The organism is Achromobacter sp., assembly GCF_050285565.1.
Lineage (GTDB): Bacteria > Pseudomonadota > Gammaproteobacteria > Burkholderiales > Burkholderiaceae_B > Achromobacter.
This window is the reverse complement of record NZ_JBLZXG010000004.1, coordinates 422347-447933: the sequence shown is the minus strand read 5'-3', so window position 1 is coordinate 447933 and position 25587 is coordinate 422347. Positions and strand designations below refer to the sequence as shown.

At 67.9% G+C, this 25587-nt stretch carries 22 protein-coding genes and 1 tRNA gene; 9 read left to right on the top strand and 14 right to left on the bottom strand.

Annotated elements, in window-relative coordinates; genetic code table 11:
* Nucleotides 1-3: 3 nt before the first annotated feature.
* The 4 genes from ACN6O8_RS10815 to ACN6O8_RS10800 all read right to left on the bottom strand — a co-directional run bounded on the left by ACN6O8_RS10815 (nucleotide 4) and on the right by ACN6O8_RS10800 (nucleotide 5419).
* Entirely contained in the window at nucleotides 4-1236 is a 1233-nt protein-coding gene (locus tag ACN6O8_RS10815) for a 3-methyl-2-oxobutanoate dehydrogenase (2-methylpropanoyl-transferring) subunit alpha (protein ID WP_427991051.1), read from the bottom strand.
* A gap of 238 nt (nucleotides 1237-1474) precedes the next feature.
* Nucleotides 1475-3877, bottom strand: a complete 2403-nt coding sequence (locus tag ACN6O8_RS10810; protein ID WP_427991050.1) for a TonB-dependent siderophore receptor — start codon at nucleotides 3875-3877, stop codon at nucleotides 1475-1477.
* A 61-nt stretch (nucleotides 3878-3938) separates the two neighbouring features.
* Entirely contained in the window at nucleotides 3939-4910 is a 972-nt protein-coding gene (locus tag ACN6O8_RS10805; protein WP_427991049.1) for a FecR domain-containing protein, read from the bottom strand.
* On the bottom strand, nucleotides 4907-5419 hold the full coding sequence (locus ACN6O8_RS10800; protein ID WP_427991048.1) for a sigma-70 family RNA polymerase sigma factor: 513 nt from the start codon (nucleotides 5417-5419) through the stop codon (nucleotides 4907-4909). The genes ACN6O8_RS10805 and ACN6O8_RS10800 overlap by 4 nt, the downstream gene beginning before the upstream one ends.
* Before the next feature lie 150 nt (nucleotides 5420-5569).
* Here ACN6O8_RS10800 and ACN6O8_RS10795 point away from each other — a divergent pair, with 150 nt between their 5' ends.
* The gene (locus tag ACN6O8_RS10795; RefSeq protein WP_427991047.1) at nucleotides 5570-5896 is read left to right on the top strand and encodes a hypothetical protein; all 327 of its coding nucleotides are present in this window, start codon (nucleotides 5570-5572) and stop codon (nucleotides 5894-5896) included.
* Nucleotides 5897-5957: 61 nt separating this feature from the next.
* Here ACN6O8_RS10795 and ACN6O8_RS10790 read toward each other — a convergent pair whose 3' ends face one another.
* Nucleotides 5958-6551 (bottom strand): nitroreductase family protein, encoded by a 594-nt coding sequence (locus ACN6O8_RS10790; protein ID WP_427991046.1) that lies wholly within the window; start codon nucleotides 6549-6551, stop codon nucleotides 5958-5960.
* 125 nt (nucleotides 6552-6676) lie between these two features.
* Nucleotides 6677-7111 (bottom strand): Cd(II)/Pb(II)-responsive transcriptional regulator, encoded by a 435-nt coding sequence (gene cadR / locus ACN6O8_RS10785; protein WP_024068584.1) that lies wholly within the window; start codon nucleotides 7109-7111, stop codon nucleotides 6677-6679.
* Nucleotides 7112-7208: 97 nt separating this feature from the next.
* Here cadR and ACN6O8_RS10780 point away from each other — a divergent pair, with 97 nt between their 5' ends.
* Nucleotides 7209-9584, top strand: a complete 2376-nt coding sequence (locus ACN6O8_RS10780) for a heavy metal translocating P-type ATPase (protein WP_427991045.1) — start codon at nucleotides 7209-7211, stop codon at nucleotides 9582-9584.
* 3 nt (nucleotides 9585-9587) lie between these two features.
* On the opposite strand, the gene speG is transcribed toward ACN6O8_RS10780, so the two are convergent.
* Together speG and ACN6O8_RS10770 are read right to left on the bottom strand one after the other, a co-directional pair.
* Nucleotides 9588-10172: a spermidine N1-acetyltransferase gene (gene speG / locus ACN6O8_RS10775; protein ID WP_427991044.1), complete on the bottom strand. Its 585-nt coding sequence runs from the start codon at nucleotides 10170-10172 to the stop codon at nucleotides 9588-9590.
* Between the two features lie 182 nt (nucleotides 10173-10354).
* The gene (locus tag ACN6O8_RS10770) at nucleotides 10355-11269 is read right to left on the bottom strand and encodes a LysR family transcriptional regulator (protein WP_427991043.1); all 915 of its coding nucleotides are present in this window, start codon (nucleotides 11267-11269) and stop codon (nucleotides 10355-10357) included.
* A 256-nt stretch (nucleotides 11270-11525) separates the two neighbouring features.
* On the opposite strand from ACN6O8_RS10770, the gene ACN6O8_RS10765 reads away from it, so the two are divergent.
* Entirely contained in the window at nucleotides 11526-12827 is a 1302-nt protein-coding gene (locus ACN6O8_RS10765) for an MFS transporter (RefSeq protein WP_427991042.1), read from the top strand.
* Between the two features lie 18 nt (nucleotides 12828-12845).
* Entirely contained in the window at nucleotides 12846-14339 is a 1494-nt protein-coding gene (locus tag ACN6O8_RS10760; protein ID WP_427991041.1) for a M81 family metallopeptidase, read from the top strand.
* 74 nt (nucleotides 14340-14413) lie between these two features.
* On the opposite strand, the gene ACN6O8_RS10755 is transcribed toward ACN6O8_RS10760, so the two are convergent.
* Together ACN6O8_RS10755 and ACN6O8_RS10750 are read right to left on the bottom strand one after the other, a co-directional pair.
* Nucleotides 14414-15118 carry a riboflavin synthase subunit alpha gene (locus tag ACN6O8_RS10755; RefSeq protein ID WP_427991040.1) on the bottom strand — a complete coding sequence of 235 codons (705 nt, stop codon included), beginning with the start codon at nucleotides 15116-15118 and terminating at the stop codon, nucleotides 14414-14416.
* A 110-nt stretch (nucleotides 15119-15228) separates the two neighbouring features.
* Entirely contained in the window at nucleotides 15229-16662 is a 1434-nt protein-coding gene (locus ACN6O8_RS10750) for an aldehyde dehydrogenase family protein (RefSeq protein ID WP_427991039.1), read from the bottom strand.
* Nucleotides 16663-16996: 334 nt separating this feature from the next.
* Between ACN6O8_RS10750 and ACN6O8_RS10745 the strand changes: the two genes are divergently transcribed.
* Nucleotides 16997-17800: a FadR/GntR family transcriptional regulator gene (locus tag ACN6O8_RS10745; protein WP_427991038.1), complete on the top strand. Its 804-nt coding sequence runs from the start codon at nucleotides 16997-16999 to the stop codon at nucleotides 17798-17800.
* A gap of 70 nt (nucleotides 17801-17870) precedes the next feature.
* Nucleotides 17871-18647 (top strand): 3-oxoacyl-ACP reductase, encoded by a 777-nt coding sequence (locus ACN6O8_RS10740; RefSeq protein WP_427991037.1) that lies wholly within the window; start codon nucleotides 17871-17873, stop codon nucleotides 18645-18647.
* A 28-nt stretch (nucleotides 18648-18675) separates the two neighbouring features.
* Here the strand turns inward: ACN6O8_RS10740 and ACN6O8_RS10735 are convergent, their stop codons facing one another.
* Nucleotides 18676-22140 (bottom strand): DEAD/DEAH box helicase, encoded by a 3465-nt coding sequence (locus ACN6O8_RS10735; protein WP_427991036.1) that lies wholly within the window; start codon nucleotides 22138-22140, stop codon nucleotides 18676-18678.
* A gap of 191 nt (nucleotides 22141-22331) precedes the next feature.
* Here ACN6O8_RS10735 and ACN6O8_RS10730 point away from each other — a divergent pair, with 191 nt between their 5' ends.
* The 3 genes from ACN6O8_RS10730 (at nucleotide 22332) to ACN6O8_RS10720 (ending at nucleotide 23547) form a co-directional block, all read left to right on the top strand.
* Nucleotides 22332-22496: a hypothetical protein gene (locus ACN6O8_RS10730; RefSeq protein WP_427991035.1), complete on the top strand. Its 165-nt coding sequence runs from the start codon at nucleotides 22332-22334 to the stop codon at nucleotides 22494-22496.
* Between the two features lie 121 nt (nucleotides 22497-22617).
* The gene (xth, locus tag ACN6O8_RS10725) at nucleotides 22618-23400 is read left to right on the top strand and encodes an exodeoxyribonuclease III (protein ID WP_427991034.1); all 783 of its coding nucleotides are present in this window, start codon (nucleotides 22618-22620) and stop codon (nucleotides 23398-23400) included.
* A gap of 71 nt (nucleotides 23401-23471) precedes the next feature.
* A tRNA-Ala gene (locus ACN6O8_RS10720) sits at nucleotides 23472-23547 on the top strand.
* A gap of 77 nt (nucleotides 23548-23624) precedes the next feature.
* On the opposite strand, the gene ACN6O8_RS10715 is transcribed toward ACN6O8_RS10720, so the two are convergent.
* From ACN6O8_RS10715 to ACN6O8_RS10705, 3 genes are read right to left on the bottom strand one after another with little or no spacing between them, the layout of a single operon-like run.
* On the bottom strand, nucleotides 23625-23825 hold the full coding sequence (locus ACN6O8_RS10715; protein ID WP_427991033.1) for a hypothetical protein: 201 nt from the start codon (nucleotides 23823-23825) through the stop codon (nucleotides 23625-23627).
* Nucleotides 23822-24877 (bottom strand): DUF4105 domain-containing protein, encoded by a 1056-nt coding sequence (locus ACN6O8_RS10710; RefSeq protein ID WP_427991032.1) that lies wholly within the window; start codon nucleotides 24875-24877, stop codon nucleotides 23822-23824. The genes ACN6O8_RS10715 and ACN6O8_RS10710 overlap by 4 nt, the downstream gene beginning before the upstream one ends.
* Nucleotides 24861-25559, bottom strand: coding sequence for a MarC family NAAT transporter (locus ACN6O8_RS10705; RefSeq protein ID WP_427991031.1), 699 nt, complete (start codon nucleotides 25557-25559; stop codon nucleotides 24861-24863). The genes ACN6O8_RS10710 and ACN6O8_RS10705 overlap by 17 nt, the downstream gene beginning before the upstream one ends.
* Nucleotides 25560-25587: the final 28 nt, after the last annotated feature.

The following is a 25587-nucleotide window of genomic DNA, read 5'->3' as shown; positions in this document are numbered from 1 at the left end:
GACTCACACTCCGAGCTGCTGACGTTGCCGGCGCAGATGCTCCGGCATGTCCTTGTAGACGTCTTCAAAGATGCTGGCGGCGCTGGGGACGTGGCCGTCCACCAGGGTGCCGTAGCTTTCCGCTTCCTTCTGCGCCGCCTGGATCTCGGCGTCGAGCTCGGCGCGCGCCGCGTCGTGCTCGGCCTCGGACCAGAGGCCGCGCTGGATCAGGTGCTTCTTGAAGCGCTCGATCGGGTCGCCCAGCGGGAAGTGGCTCCAGTCGTCGCCGGGGCGGTACTTGGAGGGGTCGTCGGAGGTGGAGTGCGGGCCCGCGCGGTAGGTCACCCATTCGATCAGGGTGGGGCCGAGGTTGCGGCGGGCGCGCTCGGCGGCCCAGCGCGAGGCGGAATACACCGCCAGGAAATCATTGCCGTCCACCCGCAGCGAGGCGATGCCGCAGCCCACGCCGCGGCCGGCGAAGGTGGCGCCCTCGCCCCCGGCGATGGCCTGGAAGGTCGAGATGGCCCACTGGTTGTTGACCACGTTCAGGATCACCGGCGCGCGGTACACGTGGGCGAAGGTCAGCGCAGTGTGAAAGTCCGCTTCGGCGGTGGCGCCGTCGCCGATCCAGCCCGACGCGATGCGCGTGTCGCCCTTGATGGCCGAGGCCATGCCCCAGCCCACGGCCTGGATGAACTGCGTGGCCAGGTTGCCCGAGATGCTGAAAAAGCCGTTCTCGCGGTCGGAATACATCACCGGCAACTGGCGGCCCTTGAGCGGGTCGCGCTCGTTGGACATGAGCTGGCACATCATGGTCACCAGCGACACGTCGCGCGCCAGCAGGATGCTCTGCTGGCGGTACGTCGGAAAGCACATGTCGCCCTGCTCCAGCGCCAGCGCGTGGGCCGAGCCGATGGCCTCTTCGCCCAGGCTCTGCATGTAGAAGGAGATCTTCTTCTTGCGCTGGGCGGTCAGCATGCGGCCATCGAAGATGCGCGTCTTGAGCATGGTGCGCATGCCCCGGCGCAGCAGCTCGTCGCTGATCTGCGGCGCCCACGGGCCGACCGCGCGGCCGTCGTCGTCGATGACCCGCACCAGGCTGTAGGCCAGGCTGCCGGTATCGATCGCGGCGACATCAATGGGGGGTTTGGGCACCTCGCCGGGCGGCGACAGGCGCAGGTAGGAAAAGTCGGTCTTGCAACCCGGACGCCCGGTAGGCTCGGGGACGTGCAACTTCAGCGGCCCGTATTGGCTCATGAATTGTCTCCACGCTTGATCGTGTCATGCGCATTCTTCTTTCCAAGACACTGCCCAAGGGGGTGACCTCGGACATTGCCATCGCCGGCCGCTGCAAAGGGGTAAACATGCACGGCCGGCAGCCAGAGTAGCACAGGGCGCGGCCTCGAGACAGGGGCCGCGCCGGGCCAGGCTGGCGGCGGTGGCGCAGGGCCGCGCGGCGTGTGCGCGGGGCGTTGCGCGCCCCGCCGGACCGGCGTTACCAGCGGTAGGTCGCCGTGCCGATCACCCGGCGCGGCTCGCCGTAGAAGCACCCGTAGGTGCAACTGCCGATATAGGTCTTGTCGGCCAGATTGGTGGCGTTGAGCGCGAACCGCCATGGCCCGGTGGTGTAGCTGACCATGGCGTCGAACAGCGTGAAGGCCGGCACCTCGACCGCCGTGCCATGCGCCATGCCGCGCGTGCTGCCGACGTAGCGCACGCCCGCGCCGACCCGCAGCCCCGGCAGGCCGAAAGCGCCGAAGCCGTAGTCGCCCCAGACCGAGAACTGGTTGAACGGCACCGAATTCAGGCGCTTGCCGACCTCGTCCGGCTGCAGCGGGCTGGCCTTGAGCGTGCGCGCATCGGTGTAGGCGTAGGCGGCGATCAGGTTGGCGTGGCGGCCGATGCGGGTACGCGCCTCCAGTTCCAGCCCGCGGGTGCGCGCCTGGCCGGCCTGGATTTCGTAGTTGGTATCGAACGGATCGGCCACGTTCACGTTCTTGCGCGTCAGTTGATACACCGCCGCCGACAGCATGGTGTCCGACCCGGCCGGCTGATAGCGCAGGCCCGCTTCGTATTGCTGGCCGATGGTGGGCTTGAAGCGGCTGCCCTGGCGGTCCTGGCCGCTGGTCGGCTCGAACGATTCGCTGTAGCTCAGGAACGGCGCCAGGCCGTTGTCGGCCAGGTAGACCAGGCCGGCGCGACCGGTGAAGGCCTGGCTTTTCTCGTTGTCCGCGATCTTTTCGCCGGTGAAGAAATTGCGCTCGTTGACCGTGACCCAGTCGTGCCGTCCGCCCAGCAGCACGACCCATCTGTCGGCGATCTTCATCTGGTCCTGCAGGTACACCCCCAGGCGCGTCATGTCGGTTTTCGAGGACGACCACGGGAACGGCGTGGCCGGTCCCAGGGGGACGCCGTAGACCGGGTCATAGAGATCGATGTTGGTGTTGCCGCGCAGGTAGCGCTCGGTCTCGTGCTTGGGCAGCGAGTAGTCCAGGCCCGCCAGCAGCGTGTGGCGCAACGGGCCGGTGGCGACGTCGTACTGCAACGACGTGTCGGCCACCACCGCCGACGACCGGTCCCAGCGCGGCATCGCGCCGCGATCGGCGGTGTGGCGCTGGTCGGCCTGCAACTGCCAGATGTCGGTGGAGAAATAGGTGCTGTCCGCGTGGAAGTAGCGCACGCTGTTGCGCAGCTTGAGCTGTTCCGTGAACGCGTGTTCGAACAGGTAACCGATCGAATAGCGCTTCATGATGAACTTGTCGAAGCCCGGTTCGCCCGTGAAGCGATTGCGGGCAATCCTGCCATTGGGGTTGGGCAGCACCGTGCCCTGGGCCGGCAGGCCGTAGACGTAGACCGTGCGATCCTCCTGGTATTCCGCCAGCAGGGTCAACGAGGTGGCGTCGCTGGGTTGCCACTTGAGGGCCGGGGCCACGTAGGTGCGGTCGTCCGGCACGTGATCGATGAAGGTATCGCTGTCGCGCTTGAGGGCGGTCAGGCGGTACGACCATTGGCCCTCGTCATCGAGCGCGCCGCCGAAGTCGCCGGAGATCTGCTTGCGGCGGAAGTTGCCCGCCTCGACGTTCAGTTCGTGCAATGGCTCGGTCGTGGGCCGCTTGCTGACCGTGTTGATGACACCGCCCGGCGGCGCCGCGCCGTAGAGCACCGAGGCGGCGCCCTTGAGGAACTCGACCCGTTCCAGCCCGTACAGTTCCTGCCGTCCGTCGTAGATGTTCACGGTGTACAGCGTGCCATCGCGATAGTAGCTGCCCTGGGTGCCTCGAAAGCCGCGCAGGAACAGGCTGTCGGAGGTGCGATCCTGGCCTTCCGCGCGGCTCACGCCCGCCACGTAGCCCAGCGCGTCCTGCAGGCTCTGCGCCTTGAGCGTCTCGATTTCCTCGGCGCCGACCACCGTGATCGACTGCGGCGTCTCGATGATGGGCGTGTCGGTCTTGGTGCCGGTGGCGCTGACACGGGCGGCGTAGCCATGCAGCGGGCCGGAGGACGATTCCGCCGCGCCGGTCACGCGCACCGGCTCCAGCAGGGTCGCCCCGCCCGCCTGCGGCAGGGGTCGCGCGCTGAAGGTGCCATTGGCGGTGATGCGCAATTCCAGGCCGCTGCCCGCCAGCGCCCGCCGCAGGGCCTGCTCGGGCGTGTAGGTGCCGGCCACCGCCGGCGCCTGGCGGCCGGCCACCAGCGCCGGATCGACCGACACCGCGTGGCCGCTCTGGCGCGCGATACGGGTCAGGGTCTCGGCCAGCGGCGCGGCGGGCAGATCGTAGCGCTGCGCCATGGCCGCCCCCGATGGGGCGCCGGCCTGGGCCTGGGCGCTACCGGCTGGCGCGGCCAGGGCAATGAGGAACGCGGCCGCCAACTGCGGCGCGGGACGAACGGGGAACATGGAATCTCCTGCGACAAGGGGGTGCTTCAGGAGGTATGTCCAGCGAGCCCGCCGCAAGCGATCATTTTTTTCCGGCGGCATCGGCGCGCAGGTCAATGCTGACGAGCCAGCCGCCCAGCCCGCCGACCTCGATCGGCAGGGTCTGGCGCAGGGATTCCAGCACGCGATCGGTATCGTCCAGCGGGAAGGCGCCCAGCACCCGCAACCGCGCGGCCTCGGGGGAAATGCGCAGGAAGCCGCGCCGGTACGGCCGCAACGCCGCCACCACCGCGCCCAGCGGCTGGTCGCGCACCACCAGCATGCCGTCGTGCCAGGCGGCGGCCTCGGCCAGCGCGGCATCCGGCGCGCCGATGCCGGCCGCGCCGAAGCGCGCGCCCTCGCCCGCCAGCAGGACGCGCCGCTGCCCCCCCGCCCGGACTTCGACGCTGTGCTCGATCACACAGGCGACACTGCCCTGCTCGTCGCGCGCCACGCCGAACACCGTGCCCAGCGCCTGCACCGCGCCATCGGGGCTGGCCACGACGAACGGGCGCGTGGCGTCCGCCGCCACCCGCACGTGGACCGCGCCTGCGCGCAATCGCAGCACGCGGGCGCGGCCATCGAACTGCAGGTCGACGGCGGAGCGCGCGTTCAGCGTGACCACGCTGCCGTCCGGCAGCGGATAGGCGTGGCGTTCGCCCGTCCCCGTGCGCAGGTCGGCGGCCAGGGTCCGCAACGGCGTCTGGCGGTCGGCCAGCGCGGCCAGCCCGCCGGCCGCCAACGCCAGCATCAGGGCATTGCGCAGCGCCCGGCGGCGCGAGACCGGCGCCAGCAGGGCCGCGCCGGCGGCCTGGGGCGAAGCGCCATCGTCCAGCGGGGCAAAGATGCTTTTCAAGGCGCCGCCGACCATCTCCCAGGCGGCGGCGTGGCGGGGATCCGTCTGGCGCCAGGCCTCGAACCGGGCGCGGTCGGCGGCGCTCACGTCCCCCGACGACAGCAGCACCATCCAGTCGACCGCCGCCTCGACGGCGGCCGGCAGCGCGGGCGCGCTCATGCCGCCAGGCGCGCCGCCACGCACAGCGTGATGGCCTGCTTCATGCTGCGCCGGACGGTGATGGCCGACACGCCGAGCCGTTCGGCGATCTGCGGGTAGGTCAGTTCGTGCAACTGGCTCAGGAGGAATACCTGGCGGGTGCGCGCCGGCAGGCGTTGCAGGGCGCGGTCGATCTGCATCAGGGCCTCGACCACCAGCGCGCGCTGTTCCTCGCTGGGCGCGCAGGCTTGCGGCAGGGATTCGAGGCTGTCGAGATAGGCGCGCTCGAGTTCGCGGCGGCGCCAGAAGGTGTACAGCGCGCGCTGCGCCAGCGTGGTCAGGAACGCGCGGGGTTCGAGGATCGGCTCGGTCTGGCGGCCAGCCAGCACCCGCACGAAAGTGTCGTGCGCCAGGTCGGCGGCGTCGTGGCGGCAGCCCAGCCGGCGCCGCAACCATTGCAGCAGCCACGGATGATGGGCCTCGTACAGCTGGGCGGCGGTCCGCGGCATCGGCGGCGCAGGATGGGGCATGGAGGAACCGGGCATCTGTCGAATCAACAATAAGAATTATTGTCATTTATATCCTGGCGCGCAAGCGGCGCGAAGGGCGCGAACAACGGCTCCGCCGCGCCAGGGATCGCGCCCTCTATACTTGCGATCCCTGCTTGCCTGGAAACCGATGTGGCCCGACCGACGACTTCGAAGTGGTTCAGCTGGACTGGCGTGGTCTTTGCCGCGCTGTATCTCGCCATCGTCATCCTCTGCATCGGCGGCGCGCTGTCGGCCGGCGGCGACGACAAGGGCCGCTTCGTGCTGCTGCAATTGCCATTGGCCCTGCAGCTTGCCCTGCTGCACGAGCTGAACCTGGACCGGCTGCTCGGCGAGCTGTCCTGGGTCGGCGGCTACCTGCTGATCGGGCTGCCGACGCTGGCCCTCTTCTATATCGCGGGCTGGGGCCTGGAAAAACTCGTGCGCATGGCCTTCCGGCCCATTGCGTCGCAACGGTAGGCGAGGCGCGTCACAAAAAAACCGGCCAGCGGCCGGTCTTTTCGTCGAACCATGACGTGCCTCAGACCGGACCGGTCCACTCGGTGACGAACTCGCGGTAGTCCGGGCGCTTGGCCGGCGGCACCGCGCACGCCGGGGTGCCGATGGCCAGGAAGCCGAGGAAGCGGTAGTCCAGCGAATCCAGGCCCAGCGTCGCCTGCACGTCCTCGACGTAGGTGCCGATGCCGGTGCTCCAGAAGGCGCCGTAGCCCAGCATGTGGGCGGCGTTCAGGATGTTCATGGTGGCGCAGCCGGTGGCCAGCAATTGCTCGGTCTCGGGGATCTTGGTGTTGTCGTGGGCGATCTTCTGCGCCACGGCGATGAACAGCGGCACGCCCGCCATCCATTCGCGCACCGACTTTTCCTTTTCCGGCGTCATGCGCGGGTCGCCGCTGCGCTTGACGGCTTCCAGCGCCACGTCGGCCAGCTTGCCGATGGCCTCGCCTTTGATCACCACGAAACGCCACGGACGCAGCGCGCCGTGGTCGGGGGCCGACATGGCGGCCTGCAGGATCTGTTCGAGTTCATCGGGCTTGGGCGCCGGGGCCCGCAGGAACTTGACGGAACGGCGCGAGGTGATGGCGTGCAGGGGCGTGGCGGTGGCGGTCTGGGTCATGGAGTGAGGCACAGGTAACAGGATTCTGGCGGCTTTCCAAATGGGAAAGAGAAGGGTTCTCATATTACGCCATCGCCGCGCCGGGGACGGCTATCCCCCTGCCCGGCGCATGGCGACTAGGGCGTTCAACCCAGGTGGGTATGGCGCTCCTGGCGTTCCTCGACCTGCATTTCCGACAGGCCGTGCAGGATGCCGCAGTCTTCCGTGTCGGGCCGCGCCGACAGGCAGCGCTGGCGCAGATCGGTCAATTGCGTCTTCAACTGGGTCAGCTCGGCGATGCGCTCGTCCACGTGCGAGATGTGCTCGTCGAACAGTTCATTGATGGGGCCGCATCCGGCCTGGTGATTGTCGGCCAGCGACAGGATGGCGCGGATCTCATCCTGCGTCATATCCAGCGCGCGGCAGTTGCGGATCAGCCGCAGGCGCTCCAGGTGGGGCTGGCCGTAGCTGCGGTAGTTGTTCAGTCCCCGTTCCGGGGCGGGCAGCAGCCCTTCCTTCTCGTAATACCTGACGGTTTCGACCGTGGTGCCGGCCGCCGTGGCCAATTCGCCGATACGCATCGCGCCTCCCGGACGCATCCGATGGATTAAGGGGGTTGACCCTATAGTAACTCCAAGGTGTGCAATGCGGTCAATGGCTTACGAAAAGGCAATCAGCATGTCTTCAACATCGACCCGACACCCCGAACACACCGCCGCGACACAGGCCGGCGGCGGCTGCGCGCACAGGCCCGCCGCTGGGCGCGATCACGCGCCTGGCCACACGCCGGGCCAGGGACACGATCACGGACATGACCACAACCATGGCCACGATCACGATCACGACCATGCCGCCGCCAGCTGCTGCGGCCATGGCGCCGCCGCCATCCGCGTATCGGCCGCCGGCACGGCCGCGTTGCAGGCCGGGCCCGGCCAGTTGCTGGCCCGCCTGCGCATTGGCCAGATGGACTGCCCCACCGAGGAAACGCTGATCCGCAAGAAGCTCGACAACGTCGACGGCGTGCACGCGCTGGACTTCAACCTGATGCAGCGCATCCTGACGGTGGTCCATGCAGAGGGCGCGCTGGACCGCATCACCGCGGCCATCCAGTCGCTGGGCATGACGCCCGAACCCCTGGCCGAGGACACGCCGCGCGCCCCGGCCCCGGCCACCGCGCCCGTGAACTGGTGGGCCATCGGCGGCGCCGGCGTGCTCGCCGCCCTGTCCGAGGCCTCGCATTTCGCCGGCATGCACTGGGCCGTCACCGCCGCGCTGGCGCTGGCGGCCATCCTGGCCTGCGGCATCAACACCTACCGCAAGGGCTGGATCGCCGTGCGCAACGGCAACCTGAACATCAACGCCCTGATGAGCATCGCCGTCACCGGCGCGGTGCTGATCGGCCAGTGGCCGGAAGCGGCCATGGTGATGTTCCTGTTCAACGTGGCCGAACTGATCGAGGCGCGTTCGCTGGACCGCGCCCGCAACGCCATCCGCGGCTTGCTCGACCTGGCGCCCGAGACCGCCACCGTGCGCCAGGCCGATGGCGCCTGGAAACAGGTGCCGGCGGCGCAATTGCAGGTCGACGACGTGGTTCGCGTACGCCCGGGCGAACGCATCGCCGCCGACGGCATCCTCGTCGGCGGGCGCTCGGCGGTGGACCAGTCCCCCATCACCGGCGAAAGCCTGCCGGTCGAAAAAACCGAAGGCGACCCGGTGTACGCGGCCACCGTCAACGCGTCCGGCTCGTTCGACTACCGCGTAACGGCGGCGGCGGGCAACACCACGCTGGCGCGCATCATCCACGCCGTCGAACAGGCCCAGGGCGCGCGCGCCCCGACCCAGCGCTTCATCGACCGCTTCTCCCGTATCTACACGCCGGCGGTGGTCGGCGTGGCCGTGCTGGTGGCGCTGCTGCCGCCGCTGCTGTGGGGCCACCCCTGGTTCGACGCAATCTACCGCGCGCTGGCGCTGCTGATCATCGCCTGCCCCTGCGCCCTGGTGATCTCCACGCCGGTCAGCATCGTCAGCGGCCTGACGGCGGCCTCGCGCCGCGGCATCCTGGTCAAGGGCGGCGTGTACCTGGAAGAAGGCCGCAACCTGAAGTGGCTGGCGCTGGACAAGACCGGCACGCTGACGCACGGCAAGCCGGTGCAGACCGACCTGCAGGACTGGGATGTCTGCGACCTGACGCGCGAGCCCGCGGCGCGCATCGCCGCCAGCCTGGCGGCGCGCTCCGACCACCCGGTCTCGCTGGCCGTGGCCAATGCCGCGCGCGAGGCCGGCCAGGCCCTGCTGGACGTGGACGACTTCACCGCCCTGCCCGGCCGCGGCGTCAGCGGCAAGATCGACGGCGTGGCGTTCCAGCTTGGCAACCGCCGCCTGATGCGCGAACTGGGCGTGTCCGACGCCCGGCTGGAAGCCCGCGTCGACGAACTGGAACAACAGGGCAAGAGCGTCATCGCGCTCAGCGACGGCCAGCGCGTGCTGGCGCTGGCGGCGGTGGCCGACACGGTCAAGCCCACCAGCGCGGCCGCCATCGCCGACCTGCATGCGCTGGGCGTGCGCACCCTGATGCTGACGGGCGACAACAGCCCCACCGCGCAGGCCATCGCGCGCCAGGTCGGCATCGACGAAGCGCGCGGCGACCAACTGCCGGAAGACAAGCTGGCCGCCATCGAAAGCAAGCTGGCGCCGGCGGGCAAGGTCGGCATGGTGGGCGACGGCATCAACGACGCCCCGGCCCTGGCCCGCGCGGACATTGGCTTTGCCATGGGCGCGGCCGGCACCGGCACCGCCATCGAGACGGCCGATGTGGCGCTGATGGACGACGACCTGCGCAAGATCGGCACCTTCCTGCGCCTGTCGCGCGCCACCCATCGCGTGCTGGTGCAGAACATCGCGCTGGCGCTCGGCATCAAGGTGGTGTTCCTGGCGCTGGCGATGACCGGCAACGCCACGCTGTGGATGGCGGTGTTCGCCGATGTCGGCGCCAGCCTGCTGGTGGTGGCCAATGGCCTGCGCCTGCTGCGGGCCGCGCCGGCCGTGATCGCGTAGGCGTCAGCCGGTCTGCTCTTCCTGCGGCCAGTCGCGCAGCACCGGCGCGTCCGGCGCGCCCGGGCCGACCTCGCGCAGGTGGTCGTGCTGCAGCAGCGCCATGCGGTAGGCGTCGCGATAGGCGCCGTTGGAAAAGAACTCTTCCTTGAGCAGCCCTTCGATCTGGAAGCCGCAGCGCTCGTAGATGTGGACGGCGGCGCGGTTGTCCTTGTCCACCACCAGGTAGACCTTGTGCAGGTTCAGCACGCGGAAGGCGTAGCCCACCGCGATGCGGGTGGCGGCCTTGGCGTAGCCGCGCCCCTGGTAGCTGGGCGCGATGATGATCTGGAATTCGGCGCGGCGGTGGATGTAGTCGATTTCCACCAGCTCCACCAGGCCAGCCGGCTGGCCGGTGTCGTGCTCGATGATGAAGCGCCGCTCGTTCTGGTCGTGCAGGTGGCGGTCATAGAGAGCGACCAGTTCGTCGTAGGCCTCATAGGGCTCTTCGAACCAGTAACGCATGATGACGTCGTTGTTGTTGAGCTTGTGCACGAAGTGCAGGTCGCCGCGCTCCAGGGGGCGTATTTTGATATCGGATATTACCGACATAGAAACCTCCGAAAGTGCGGCCATTGTAGCTTACATAACGCTGAAAAGCCCGTTGCATGGTGATTTCGAAAAGAAAATGGCTTGTTTACTGGCCTGCGAAACAAAAATGCCTGGAATAGCGCATGAATGCTCGATTCCATTTATCTCCGCTTCCCGTATCGGTAACGAAATGCGCCCCGGCGTCAGGCGGCCGCGAACGCCGGCAGCCGCTGTTCGATGCGCCGCACCACCTCGTTGGCGGCCGATGAAAGCGGCCTCCCGAGCCGCAGCAGCATCTGGCATTCGGGCGCGCTGAGGATCGGATGCGCGATCGGCAGCGCCACCAGTTCGCCGCTGGCCAATTCGTGGTGCACCCCCAGGTTCGGCATCAGCGTCACGCCGGCGCCGCTGATCGCGTACTGCTTGAGTACGCGCAGCGAATTGGTGGTCAGGCTGGGCGTCAGGTGGATGCGTTCGGTGAACTCCAGCAGATCGACCGCCTGGCGCAAGCCATATGGCGCCGACATCAGCGCGAACGGATACGGCAGGATGTCGGCGATGGTGAGCGGCGCGCGGCGCCGGGCCAGCGCATGGTCGCGCGCCGCCAGCAGGCAGACCGGGTGCTTGCGGCTGGCGCGACAGCGCAACCGCGGGTCCACCGGCGGGTTGTAGGCCAGGCCGATATGCGCGGCATCGCTGGCCACGGCCTCGACCACCTCGTTGACCGAGCCGACATTGACGCTGATGTTGATGCGCGGGTGCTCGATGCAGAACGGCCCCACCACGTGCTCCATCAGACTGTCGATGAAGCCTTCGCTGATCATCAGATGGACGTGGCCGCGCCGCATGCCGCGCAATTCCTGCAGCCGCGCGTTCAGGTGTTCCTGCTGGGCGCGGCAGGCGCGATGGTATTCCAGCAGCATGTCGGCGGCCTCGGTCGGGGTCAGGCCGCGCGCGCGGCGCTCGAACAACGCCACGCCCAGCTCCTTCTCCAATAGCTGGATCTGGCGGCTGATGACCGACGGCGCGGTGCCGAGCTTGTCGGCCGCGCCCCGGATCGAGCCGCAGGCCACGACCTCATTGAAGTACTTCAGCCGCACCTGGCTGATCTCAAGCATGCTTTCCCCCGTGTCCGTTCGCCATGGACGTCCGCGCGATCGGCTCGCGGTGCGTTCCATGGTTGTCGCGCGGGCCCCGCTCGCACGCCGGGGCGCCGCTTTTTCTGTTGCCTTGAAGGCAACGATAATTTATCACTCAGGTCATTGTTTCGAACACTGTGCACTCGCAATATGGACGCCGCGCGGACCCGCCCCGGGAACCGCCGCCATCCCAACCACCGCGGCGGGCGCAGACCCGCCCGCCAGGAGACACGCAATGCCCCATCAGGCCACGCCAGGCGCCGATCCGCGCCTGGCTCCGCTCTACCGCAAGATCACCTGGCGGCTGCTGCCGTTCCTGCTGCTCTGTTATGTGTTCGCCTACCTGGACCGCATCAACATCGGCTTCGCCAAGCTGCAGATGCAGCAGGACATCGGCATTTCCGACGCCGTCTACGGCCTGGGCGCCGGCATCTTCTTTCTCGGCTACGTGATGTTCGAGGTGCCCAGCAACCTGCTGCTCACGCGCATCGGCGCGCGCCGCACCCTCAGCCGCATCATGGTGCTGTGGGGCCTGACCTCGGCCTCGATGCTGTTCGTGCAGGGCGAATGGAGCTTCTACATCCTGCGCTTCATGCTGGGCGTGTTCGAGGCCGGCTTCGCCCCCGGCATGATCTTCTACCTGACCTACTGGTACTCGCAGTCGCGCATGGCGGGCGTGATGGCGGTGGTGATGCTGGCCGGCCCCATCGGCGGCATTGTCGGCGGCCCGGTCTCGGCCTGGATCATGACGGCCTTCTCCGGCGCGCATGGCCTGGACGGCTGGCAATGGATGTTCCTGCTCGAAGGCCTGCCCTGTGTGCTGCTGGGCGTCATCGCCTTCCGCTACCTGGACGACAAGCCGGCCCAGGCGCGCTGGCTGACCGCCGAGGAAAAGGCATTGCTGGCCGCCGACCTGGACAGCCGCGGCGCGCACAAGAAGCACGCCTTCGCCCAGGTGCTGCGCGACCCCGCCATCTACGGCATGGCGCTGACCTACTTCTGCCTGATCTGCGGCATCTACGCCGTCAGCTTCTGGCTACCGACGCTGCTGAAGCTGGCGGGGGTGCAGGACACCATGCAGATCGGCCTGTACTCGGCGATCCCCTACCTGGCCGCAGCGGTCTTCATGCTGTGGTTCGCGCGCAGTTCCGACCGCATGCGCGAACGCCGCTGGCACACGCTGGTGCCCGCGCTGCTGGCCGGCGTGGCGCTGTGCATCGCCACCGCGGCGCCGACGCAATTCGCGCTATCCCTGACGGCGATCACGCTGGCCACCGGCTTCATGTGGGCCGCCTACACGGTATTCTGGGCGATTCCGTCGCAGTACCTGCAAGGGCAAGCCGCGGCGGGCGGCATCGCACTGATCAACAGCATCGGCTTGCTGGGCGGCTTTCTCAGCCCGTCCATCATCGGCTGGGTCAAGCAATCCACCGGCAGCCTGGCCGGCGGCCTGTACGCGATCTCCGCCCTGCTGGTGGCCGGCGCCCTGCTGCTGCTGGTGAACCGTCCCGCCCAATCCGCGCCCGCGCGCGCCTGATGCTCCAAGGAATCGATCATGCATATTCTGGTGGCTGGCTTCCAGCACGAGACCAATACCTTCGCGCCGTCCAAGGCGTCCTACGAGAACTTCGTGCGCGGCGAAGGCTTTCCCGCCATGGTGCGCGGCGAGGACATGCTAGCGCTGCGCGAGGTCAACATCCCCGCCGGCGGCTTCATCAACGCCGCGCTGGCGCAGGGCCACACCGTGCGCACGGTGATCTGGGCCGGCGCCAGCCCGTCGGCCCACGTCACCCGCGACGCCTATGAACGCATCGCCGGCGAGATCGTCGACGCGGCGCGCGCCGGCGGCTTTGATGCCATCTACCTGGACCTGCACGGCGCCATGGTGGCCGAGCACCTGGACGACGGCGAAGGCGAACTGCTGGCGCGGGTGCGCGCGCTGGTCGGCCCAGGCGTACCGGTGGTCGGCAGCCTCGACCTGCACGCCAACGTCACCGCGCAAATGCTGCGCGAGGCCGATGGCCTGGCCGCCTTCCGCACCTATCCGCACGTGGACATGGCGGTGACCGGCGAGCACGCCGCGCGCCTGCTGGCCGCGCGCATCGCCGCCGGCGACAAGTGGGTGCGCGCCGAGCGCCGCCTGCCCTTCCTGATCCCGATCAACGGCATGTGCACGATGCTGCAGCCGTCGCAGGGCGTGTATGAAGAACTGGCGCGCCTGGAGCAGACGCCGGGCGTGGCCTCGATCTCGTTCGCGCCGGGCTTTCCGGCGGCCGACTTCCCCGAATGCGGGCCGGTGGTGTGGGCCTACGGCACCGACGCCGACGCGGTCGAGCGCGTGACCGAGGCGCTGTACCAGCGCGTGCTGGAACTCGAACCGCAATGGTCGCCCGACTTCCTGGCGCCGGCCGACGCCGTCAAGCGCGCCCAGGCGCTGGCGGCCGGCGCCGCGCGCCCCGTGGTCATCGCCGACACCCAGGACAATCCCGGCGCGGGCGGCGACGCCAACACCACCGGCATGCTGCGCGCGCTGGTCGAGGCCGACGCGCAGAACGCCGCGCTGGGCCTGTTCTACGACCCCGATGCGGTGCGCCAGGCCACCGCCGCCGGCGTGGGCAACAAGGTCAGGTTACGCCTGGGCGGCCAGTCCGGCGTGGCCGGCGACGCGCCGTTCGAGGGCGAGTTCCTGGTGGAGACGCTGTCGCCCGGCAAGTTGCGTTTCGACGGCCCGATGATGCACGGCATGGAGGTGGATCTGGAGGCCGTGGCCGGCCTGCGGCTGGGCGGCGTGCGGGTGGTGGTCAGCGCCACCAAATCGCAGATGCTGGACCGCAACCTGTTCCGCGTCGGCGGCGTGCAGCCCGAGGAGATGGCGATCCTGGTGGTGAAAAGCTCGGTGCATTTCCGCGCCGACTTCCAGCCGATCGCGCATGAGGTGCTGGTGGCCAAGGCTCCCGGCCCGATGCAGGCCGATCCCGCCGACCTGCCCTGGACCCGGCTGCAAGCGGGCATGCGCATCAAGCCGCTAGGCCCGGCGTTCGCCGGCTGACCGGCAGGCGGCGGCCGTGCGCGCGGGCAGCGGCGCCGCCGGCCTCAAGGCCTGGGCGCCAACCGCCCGCAACCTTATTTGAGCTTGCCCTGCGGGCTGACGAAATCCTCCAGCGTCAGCCCTTTTTCCTTGAGGATGGCTTCCAGCAGCGGTTGCAGCTTGCCCAGGCTTTCCTGGACGGTTTCGCGCACCGTGTCCACCACCACCTGGGTGCCGCGCTCGATCTCGATATTGACGTGGTCGCCCACCTGCTTGTCCTCGAACACCGTCATGCGGCGGGTCTCGGGAATCAGCCAGACCTCGAACCAGCCTTCGGCGCGGTTCACTTCGGACACGGTCAGGCTGGCGCCGTTGATGGCGATATAGCCCTTGGCGAACACATACTTGCGGAACGCCTCGGGGATGCTGAAGCGCATCAGGCGATTGGTATCCGAGGACTTCACCATGATCACTTCCGAGGTGAAATCGACGTGGCCGGACAGCGGATGGCCGCCGATCTCGGCGCCATCCTTGGCGGCGCGCTCGACGTTGGCGCGGTCGCCTTCCTGATAGCTGCCCAGCGTGGTAATGGCCAGGCTTTGCAGCATGACGTCGAAGGTGGCGTGGTTGGGGTCGAGGATTTCCGTGACCGTCAGGCAGACGCCGTCGGTCGAGACGCTGGCGCCGATCGCCAGGTCCTGGCAGAAGCCCTCGGGAAACGCCAGCGTAAACGTGCGCAGGCCTTCGCGATCCGCGATTTTCGCGATCTTCGCGGTGCCTTGAACAATACCGGTGAACATGCTGATCCTGGATACGGGGCGTGGCGCCCCTGGCAAAACATCAAAGGTAACCGATATTTTGCCACCGGGCGCCCGCCCCCATCGGGGCCTGGCGCCCGGCCGCCGCCGGATCAGTGGCGGATGGCGATGGTCTTCAGGGTGGTGAAGCCGTACAGCGCCTCGAAGCCCTTTTCGCGGCCGTAGCCCGACTGGCGCGAACCGCCGAACGGCAGCTCCACGCCGCCGCCGGCGCCGTAGTTGTTGACGAACACCTGGCCGGCGCGCAGCTTGCGCGCCAGGCGCAACTGGCGGCCGCCGTCGCGGGTCCAGACGCCGGCCACCAGGCCGTAGAGCGTGCCGTTGGCGATTTCCAGCGCTTGCTCCTCGGTGTCGAACACCATGGCGGCCAGCACCGGGCCGAACACTTCTTCCTGCGCCAGGCGGCTCTTGGGCGGCACATCGCGGAACAGCACCGGCGGCTGATAGAAGCCGGCCTCGGGCGCGCCGTCCTTGAGCTTGCCGCGCGCCGCGACCGTCAGGCCCTCGGCTTCGGCCTCGGCCAGGAAGCCGCGCACGCGGTCGTGCTGGCGGGCGCTGATCAGCGGGCCGACGTCCAGATCCTGCGCGGCCGGGCCGGTGACGGTGGCCGAGAATGCCTCGCCCAGGCGCGCCAGCACTTGCTCGTAGACGCCGCGCTGGATCAGCACGCGGCTGCCGGCCGAGCAGGTCTGGCCGGCGTTCTGGATGATGGCGGCCAGCAGCACCGGCATGGCCGCGTCCAGGTCGGCGTCGTCGAACACGATCTGCGGCGACTTGCCGCCCAGTTCCAGCGTCACCGGCACGTGGTTCTCGGCGGCGGCGTGCGCCACCATCTTGCCGGTCTGCGGCGACCCAGTGAACGAGATGTGGTCGATGCCGGGGTGCGCCGACAGCGCCGCGCCGGCCTCGTGGCCGTAGCCGGTGCAGATGTTCAGCGCGCCGGCGGGCAGGCCGACTTCGGCGGCGATCTCGGCCACCTTGAGCAGCGACAGGCAGGCATCCTCGGCCGGCTTGACCACGCAGGCGTTGCCCGTGGCCAGCGCCGCGCCGACGCTGCGGCCGAAGATCTGCAGCGGATAGTTCCACGGCACGATGTGGCCGGTCACGCCATGGGCCTCGCGCACGGTCAGCACGGTGAAGCCGGGGGTATAGGGGATGGTCTCGCCGTGCAGCTTGTCGACCGCGCCGGCGTAGAACTCGAAGTAGCGCGCCACGGCGGCGGCGTCGGCGCGGGCCTGCTTGATCGGCTTGCCGGTGTCGGCCGATTCCAGTTGCGCCAGTTCTTCCTGGCGCTCGAGCAGCGCGAAGGCGATGCGCATCAACAGGCGGCTGCGGGCGGCCGGGGCCATCTGGCCCCACTCGCCCTCGAAGGCCGCGCGCGCGGCGGCCACGGCACGATCCACGTCCTGCTCGCCCGAGCGCGCGATGGCGTCGAACGCCTTGCCATCGGACGGGTTCAGCACGGGGATGGTTTCGCCGCTGACGGCGGGCACCCATTGATTGGCGATAAAGTTCTTCTGAGTCACGGTGTGCGGAGTAAAGTAGCGGCCGGTTGGCCGGTTGCGGAACGCGCGCGGATGCTGGGTCTCCTGGCGCGGCCGGAGGAATCGGCGCGCCGCCCGGCGTCGAAGGCGCACGGTGTGGTTATGGGGTGTCGCGGATTCGGCCAAGTTAAGGGAGCGCTCCATAACTTGTCAATTGAATTGACAGCTTTCGTCCCAAGCTTCAGGAAATTTTTCGCCGGATTCGGGTTATCCCTAGGATTTCACGCCAACACGGCGCGTTTGCTCGCGCGGGATTCCCGGTTCAATTTGTCATGACAGAGAACAAACCCGGCGTGCGCGCCACAGGAGCAAGGCCATGAGCAAACTGCGCGACCCGCAACTGGACAAGCTGCTGAGCGCGGCCAGCCGGCCACGGCCCGAACTGGACGTGCTGGCCGAGGTGGCCTCGGGCCTGGGCTACGTGCGCGCCGAACGCTTCGCCGAACGCGTCTACGAAAGCCTGTTTTACGCCATCGCCACCGGCAAGATCGCGCCGGGCGCCAAGCTGCCCACCGAGCTGGAGCTGGCCGCGCTGTTCGAGGTGTCGCGGCCAGTGGTGCGCCAGGCGCTGGATCGGCTGCGCGAAGACCAGTTGGTCGAATCGAAACGCGGTTCGGGCAGCTATGTGCGCGCCAAGCCCGACCTGATGGGCGGCATGCCCGCGGTTGACCCGGCACGCCGGGTCGGCCACATCCTGGAGGGCCTGGAACTGCGCAGGGTGATCGAGCCGGAATGCGCCTACCTGGCCGCCCTGCGCCGCACCGATGACGACCTGCGCGAAATGGACCGCATGCTGGCCGGCTACGAGGCCGCGGACGCGGCCGGCGCCATCGCCCACCATCACGACTACGGATTCCACCGCGCCATCGCGGCGGCCACCGGCAACCAGCGCTTCGTGCAAGTGCTCAAATCGCTGGAGTACGACGTCAGCCACGCCGTCAATGTGATGCGCCACCTGGTCCACAGCGAACCCTGGAAGCGCACCCGCGCCGCCATCGACGAACACCGCCAGATCTACCGCCTGATCCGCGAACAGGACGCCGAAGGCGCGCGCCACATCATGCGCGCCCATATCGAAAAAGCCCGCAGCCGCATGCTCAACAGCGGGTCGGAACACTGAGCCGGGGCTGCGCCGCGCGCCGGCTGGCGGGCCAGGCCCGACCTCATCATTTCCCGTTTACTCTTGCACCATGCCTAGCGCTTGCCTCCCCCTGAACCAGCAACTCGTCATCGTCACCGGCGCCAGCCGCGGCCTGGGCGCGGCCATCGCCCGCGCCTTCCTGCGCGAAGGCGCGCGGGTGATCGTCAACTACCTGAACAGCGAGGCCGTGGCGCATGAACTGGCCGCCAGCGCGCCGGACCGCGCGCTGGCGGTGCAGGCCGACGTGCGCGACGCCAACGCGGTCGCCGCCATGGTGGCGCGCGCCAGCGAACACTTCGGCCGGCCGGTCAGCACCGTGGTCAACAACGCCCTGCCCGCCTTCCAGTTCGACGGCGACGCCCGCCCCCGTGCCGACACGCTCGACTGGGCACGCATGCACGCGCAACTGGAAGGCAGCGTGCGCGCCGCCCTCAACACCACCCAGGCCGTGCTGCCGTCGATGCGCACGGCCGGCGGCGGCCGCATCATCAATGTCGGCACCAACCTGGTTCAGAACCCGGTGGTGCCGTACCACGACTACACCGCCGCCAAGGCCGCCTTGCTGGCCTTCACGCGCACGCTGTCGCATGAATTGGGCGCCGACGGCATCACCGTCAACATGGTGTCCGGCGGCCTGCTGCGCACCACCGATGCCTCGGCCGCCACGCCGGCGGCGGTGTTCGACCTGATCGCCGCCGGCACGCCGCTGCGCGAAGTGACCACGCCCGAACAGTTCGCCGACGCGGTGCTGTTCTTCGCCAGCCCGTGGTCGCGCGCGGTGACGGGGCAGAACCTGATCGTGGACGGCGGGTTGGTGAAGGGGTGAGGCGGCGCCTTCGCGCCGGCCGATGCGGTCAACGCGAGCACGCCTCGCCGTCAACACCAAGGCGCTGGTCGAGAACGCGGAAATAAGGGCGTTGGCCCCAAGCTGCACGATCGCCGATTACATACAGCCGCGCCTTGGCCCGGCTGACCGCCACATTGAGCAGGTTGGGACTTTGCGCGGCCCAATCCTTGGCCCCCGGGCGCTGTGGATTGCCACCCAGCACCAGGATAACGACTTCGGCCTCCTTGCCCTGGGTCGTGTGCACCGTCCCGGTCTTGGCGGGATCGAGCCCAAGCGTCCTCGCCATCGCGCGCAGTTGCGTCGCCGCATCCTTGAACGGCGAGATCAGGAAAATGTCGTTGGGTGCGACCTGGTACTCGGCCTGTAACGACCGCAGCAACTTCCTGGCGGCCTCGCCTTCCTCGGGCACCCAATTGCCCACACTGGTTTGCGCGCGTACGTCGATCCAATGGCAATGCGGCCACGAATGGGCGGACGGTGATTTCCCTTGCACCATCAGCCCGTCATAAGCAATCTCGTTGCTGATGGAGAACATCGGATCATCGCAGCGGCGGTGTACACGCAGGGGCGAACCGACCCAGACTTTCCCGTTTTCCTTGCCCGGAAGCCAAGTACCCATCGACATGCTCTGATCCGACAGGCGTTGCGTGGACGTGAAGCTGGGCCACCAATCCCGAGGCACGCCATAGTGCCGAGCCAGAGCCCCCTCGACCGCTGCGGGCATGCCCAATACAGGTTCAAGCTGGTTGGGATCGCCCACCACGACGGTGCGCGCCGCGCGCCAAATGGCGCCGGCAGCCTGTTGAGGCAATGCCTGGCCGGCTTCGTCGATCAAAAGCCAGCCGATCGACTCCCGCCCGAGCGAATGGAACATGCGAGGAATCGAGGCGAAGGTCGTGGAAATCACCGGGACCACCAGTGCGAGGCTGCCAAGCGCCATGCGCGCCATGTCTTCGGGCATGCCCTTACCTTGGAGCCAGTTCGAGGCCAAGCCAAGGTTGTCGATGATTTCCTGGGGATGGGACTCGATGAAAGCACGGTGCACGTCCAGCCCGGCCAGAAACAGTGCTTGCCGCGCGCGGCGCCAAGCCGGCGTCGACCAGGGCGCGGACAGTTCGCGGGCGGCGTCATCGGCGCTGGATTGCGGCCAGGACGCCCCCAGCTGCTGCATCGCCTGCCGGCACGCGTGACGGGCCGCTTCAAGCCGGTCCAATGCCTGCTGATGGGCGGCCTGCTTTTTCCTCAGGGCTTCTTTCAGTTTCTCGTCCCCACGGGCCGCTTCCTTCTGGTCGGCCTTGGCCTGCGTGCACTCGGTGGCCAGGGAATCAAGCTCGATCCTGGATTGCCTGGCTTGAGCGTCGAGCTGGGTGCGCCTATTCCACCATTCGCGGTGCGAACGCCCCCAGGTCGAAAGCCAGGTCAGCAAGCCAGGCCTGGCCCGGTCGTGGCCGGCCAGTTCGGCTTGTGCCGCGGCGCATCGTTTCTGCGCGTCGTCCATCCGCGCTTGCAGGTTGTCGACACGCTCCAGCAGCGTCGGCAGCGCGGCTTGTCGCGTCGTGAGTTCGACCTGGATATCTTGCGCGACGCGCGCCAGCTCCTCGGCCTGGGCGCGCGCCTTGTCGACGGCCTGCGGGAGTTTCGCGCTCGCCTCCAAGACGCTTCGGCAGCGACGCTCGGCCTCCTGCGCCTCTTGGAACCGGGTCACCGCCTGTGTCCAACCGATCGCTGGCTTGCGCTTGCCCTCGATGATCCGGGCCAAATGATAGCGGAGCCCCTCCTCGCCCTCGATAAAAGGATTGGCGTCCAGCCTGGCCAGGAAAGCGGCTTGCGTGGCATCGTCTTGCGCATCTGCCTGATTTTTCCGGGAATGGACGCCAGGTGGATTTTTCCACCAGAAGCTGTTCATGAACGCGCCACGATTGGCCTTCGATCCCATGCGCGCGGCCAGGAGCCCCCAGGCGGCATTGCCCAGAACGTTGCCGGCCAAGCGCCTGTAATAACCATCCGGATGCGCGCTGCGCCCGGTGGCATCGGCAGGTACGGCCTTGATGCCAGGCAGTTCCAGCGAAATGTTCTCCACCGCGCCATTGTTGGCAGAGGCCACGACAATGGCGAACTCGCTCAGGTCAGCGTGCAACGGCCGATAGTGGCACCAGAACTCACCCAGCTTCTTTTTCGTCCGCCCGGCAAAGGCCTGTCCTCCCAGCCGCGCGAGGAGTGCCGCGCGCGCGGTGACGACCGCCGCCACCACATCGCGCAACAAGGTGGTCTTGCCCGTGCCCGGCGGTCCGTTGATCGCAAAAATTCCGGGTTTGGCTTCGAGCTGGCGCCACAGTTCATTGACGGCCAGTTGCTGGCTGAATGCGAGCGGATGATCCGAAGGCCAACTACCCGCGGGGAAAGCCGCCGGATCCAGCGCCGCGAAGGCAGTCGCCACCCCCGTTGCCTCGCGCAGATCCAAGCGCGCGGGATCCACCCTTGCCACCGCCTGGATATACTCGGCCAGCCCTTTTCCGACATCGCCATTGACCCAGGCACGGCTCAGCGCGTTGAGATCGCCCACAAAGAAGCTGTTCAGCAGATCATCGCCCGGCAGGGGATCGGGCGCGCCCTGAGCGCCCGCAGCTTCGACTCTCTTGACCTGGAAACACTTGGCGGCATGGGTGGCGGAGATCACCCCCTCGGGCAGTAGGCACAGGGCGGCGATGCGCCCGGTCAACGTATCGAGCCAGGCCCGGGTGGGTGGCGTTTTTCTCTCGCGCGCCGCGGCCGTGGCATCGACGAGCCACTGGATCAGCCGGCGGACCAGCGTGTCGAAGCCCGTATAGCCGCTGTTCGGACTCGGGATCTCCGGGTTGGCCTCTGGCAAGCCGGTCGTGACGATCCTGCCGCCGTCCTCCAGCGCCGCGATACCGTCCGGGTAGTGCAAGATCTGCCCCGCGGCCCAACACGCCAAGGACAGCACGAAATTCTGCGGCAGAGGATAGCCGTCTTCGTCGAAAGCCAGATCAAAGAGGCGGGCTTGGCCGCTGGGGCGGCGCTCGTCGAACACATCCTCGTGCGAACCGAGCTTGACTTCCAGCAATGCCGCAAATCGCTCGATATCGTAGAGCCCCGCCTGCAACGTGTAGCGCCAGGCAAGGCGCGGCGCGATGCGCCTGGCCAGGTGGTCCGGATCGAACCAGGGCATGGACTCGCCCGCGCGTAACCGGTAGACGGGCTCGGTGACATGGGTGGGGTTGGCTTTCTCGGCCTTTTGCGGGACGCACGCCTCGACGGCGCGCCAGAACCGCAGTATTCGCGGTGCGTGGGATAGCGCAGGCTGCCGGCCCTGCTGTTGTTCTGCCATTAATTTGTTCTCGTTCAGGACTGCCGAACTGCCGATCAGAGTCGAATATTGACACGCTGGAAAATTATACGAATTGATAATGATTGGTACGGATGCGGTCGCTTTCCGGATCGGACTGAACACGCTTTTGGTTCACGCAGATTGCAGAAAGGAGTGAACCATGCGTGAAGCGCCGCCCCATCGACCTGCCCTGCGGTTTCGGACGCAAGGAAGGTTCGACCCGGCGGGCCGGCCTCCCTCGCTAGACTGCTGGCGCGACACGAATCGCCTGAAGGTTCAATGCCGCGGGCGGCTCGCGCATCCGCCGCGCCATCTTGCGCGCGGCCGCCGCAATCGGGAAGGCGTTTGGCACACGCAGCCCAACACCAAGCACCGGTCGCGGCGACCTGGAGCAAGTCCGGATCGGCGATGCCACGCGCATCACGGTCGAGCGCGTGCGGGCGCTGATCGAGCGCAGCCAGCAGAAGAAGGCAGCATGAACGGGTATCATCTGGCCTTGTCCCTGGCGCCAGGCCAACCACGCCCCGGATGAGTAGCCAGAGCGGGATTTTGGCAGGCAGAACCGCCGAAAGCCGCATGAATAAACGGTCTATGAAAATCATGAAATTAGCCACCTGGAACGTCAACTCCCTCAACGTGCGCCTGCCCCAGGTGCTGGACTGGCTGGCCGCCAATCCCGTCGACACGCTGTGCATCCAGGAACTGAAGCTGACCGACGACAAGTTCCCCGAGGCCGCCTTCAAAGAGGCCGGCTATCACGCGGCCTGGGCCGGCCAGAAGACCTACAACGGCGTGGCCATCCTGTCGCGCGTGCCGGGTACGTCGATGGTGCGCAACCTCCCCAACTACGAGGATCCGCAGCAGCGCGTGCTGGCCCTGACCTTGCCGAGCGCGGATGGCGACGTGCGCGTGGTCTGCGCCTATTGCCCCAACGGCCAGGCGGTCGGCTCCGACAAGTACGCCTACAAGCTCGAATGGTTCGCCGCCATGCGCGCCTGGCTGGCCGACGAGATCAAGCAGTATCCGCGCCTGGCGGTGCTGGGCGACTACAACGTCGCGCCGGCCGATGAAGACGTGCACAACCCCGAGAAATGGGAAGGCCAGGTGCTGGTGTCCGAACCCGAGCGCCAGGCGCTGCGCGACCTGATGGAATTGGGGCTGACCGATTCCTTCCGCCTGTTCGAGCAGCCCGAAAAGTCGTTTTCGTGGTGGGACTACCGCCAGTTCGCGTTCCGCCGCAACGCCGGCCTGCGCATCGACCACATCCTGCTGTCGGCGCCGCTGGCCAAGCGCTGCACCGCTTGCGTCATCGACAAGGAACCGCGCCGCAACGAGCAACCGTCCGACCATGCGCCGGTGGTGGCCACGCTGACGTTCGACTGAGCAAAAAATCTTGCGCGCGCAGCTTGCGCGACGCGCAAGAATTCCTGTATAGTTGCGCTCTTGCTTGATTTGGGGCGGTAGCTCAGCTGGGAGAGCGTCGCGTTCGCAATGCGAAGGTCGGGAGTTCGATCCTCCTCCGCTCCACCAAATTCCAGACGGAAAAGCCTTGGAACCACCATGTGGTCCAAGGCTTTTTTGTTGGCCGGGCGGACGCGGGCCCGTTCTTACCCCGGCTGACGCGCCTGGCCGGCGCGGCGCGCCACGGCTTTGCCTGCCTGGCGCGGGCCGGCCGGCGGCGGGGTGGCGCGCCGGCCGCGCAGACGATGGGCGATGGCGTCATAGAGCCACACGCCCGGCGCGCGCATCACCAGGAACAGCAACACGCCCAACAGCAGGGCCAGCCATACGGCGCGCGGCCCGATCACGGCGTGGCTCCCGCCGGTTCGGCGCGCAGGTGGCGCCGGATCGTGCGCGAAAAGCCGATCGAATCCTCGCCCAGGATCGGCGGAATCCCGACGAAGCCGCGTTCGCGCAACGTCTGCAGCGGCACCTGGGTGTCGAGTCCGCCCTGCTCGTAGAGATACTCCGGCAGGTAGCCCGACAGCAGGATGCGGTAATCCAGCGGCAGGCCGGGCACGATGGCGCGCACCATGCGGTACACCAGCGTGGTGCAGTTGGCGGTGACGGTGTGATAGAAGCGCGGCGTGTCGGCCAGTTCGTTGGCGGTGCGCACGTACGACAGGAACAGCGCGCGCATGGCGTCCACCGGCATCCGCACCGGATAAAGATAGACGTTTTCGGCGCGCGGACCGGCGCGCACGTACAACACGTCGCGCTCGTCGGCGGCCACCACGCTCAATTCGAACTTCTTGAAAAAGCCGCCCAGCTCGGAGAACTGCTCGCCGCGTTCCTTGCGGATCTCGACCGAGAACACCACATGGCGGCCGTCGGCGAAACCGAACGAGACTAGCGTGTGGGCAATGGCGGGGCCGTCCCAGTACGACAGCGCCATGTCCACCGAGCGCAGGTCGTTCAGGTCGTAGACCCGGGTTTCCCAGCGCGGCGTGTAGTCGCTGTCCGAGCGCCATTTGAAGTCGCGCACATTGTCCAGCGTGACGACACTGCCTGCCACGCTGCCCCGCAGGGTGCGGGCGACGTCGTCGGCCCAGACCCGATTGTTGGAGGGGGCGATGCCTTGCCACCACGCCGCCAGCGCGATCACGGCCAGCAGGTAGGCCCACAAGGCGGGGCGGCGCCGCAAGCGGCCGGTGCCATGCCACAGGCGCAGCAGCGCATACAACCCCAGCGCGACCCAGGCCAGCATCAGCACACCCTTGCCCCAGGCGGCCTCCGGTCCCTGGTACCAGAACGCCAGGCAGGCCCAGGCGCTTGAGAACAGCATCAGCAGGCTGAGCACAAGCCGGCCCAACACCCGCAGGCAGCGTCCGACCCGCGAAACGTCAGACCGCGGCGCCATGTTGGCTCACGATTTCCAGCACGCCGTTGATGACGAACTGCACGCCCATGCACACCAACAGGAAACCCATGATGCGCGAAATGGCCTCGACTCCGCTGTTGCCGATGAGGGCGACGATACGGCCGGCCGAGCGCAGGCAGATCCAGAACAACAGGCCCAGCAGCGAGAAGACGATGAGCGGCGTGACGGCGATGGCCCAGGCCGGATACTCGCTGGCCGCCTGGCCGCCGACGGTGGAGGCCGCGCTGATGATCATGGCGATGGTGCCGGGCCCCGCCGTGCCCGGCAACGCCAGCGGCACGAAGGCGATGTTGGGCACCTGGCGATGAACCGCCACATTGGCGGCCACGTCGGCTTCGCGGTCATCGCTGGCAGCGCTGGTGACCGAAGGGAACAGCATGCTGAAGCCGATGCTGACGACGATCATGCCGCCGGCGATGCGCAGCCCCGGGATCGAGATGCCGAACGTGGCCATGATCCAGGCGCCGGCGTAGTACGTGACCAGCATGATGCCCACGACGTAGCAGGCGGCCTGCCGGATCTGACGTTCGCGCTCTTTGTAGGGAATGTGCTGCCCCAGCGACAGCAGCATGGTCATGGAGGTCAGGGGATTGGCCAACGGCAGCATCAGCGCCAGGCCCAGGCTGACCAGCTTGCCCAGTTGAACCAGATCATCAATCATCACGGTGGAGGAAAAAACGGCGGATCGG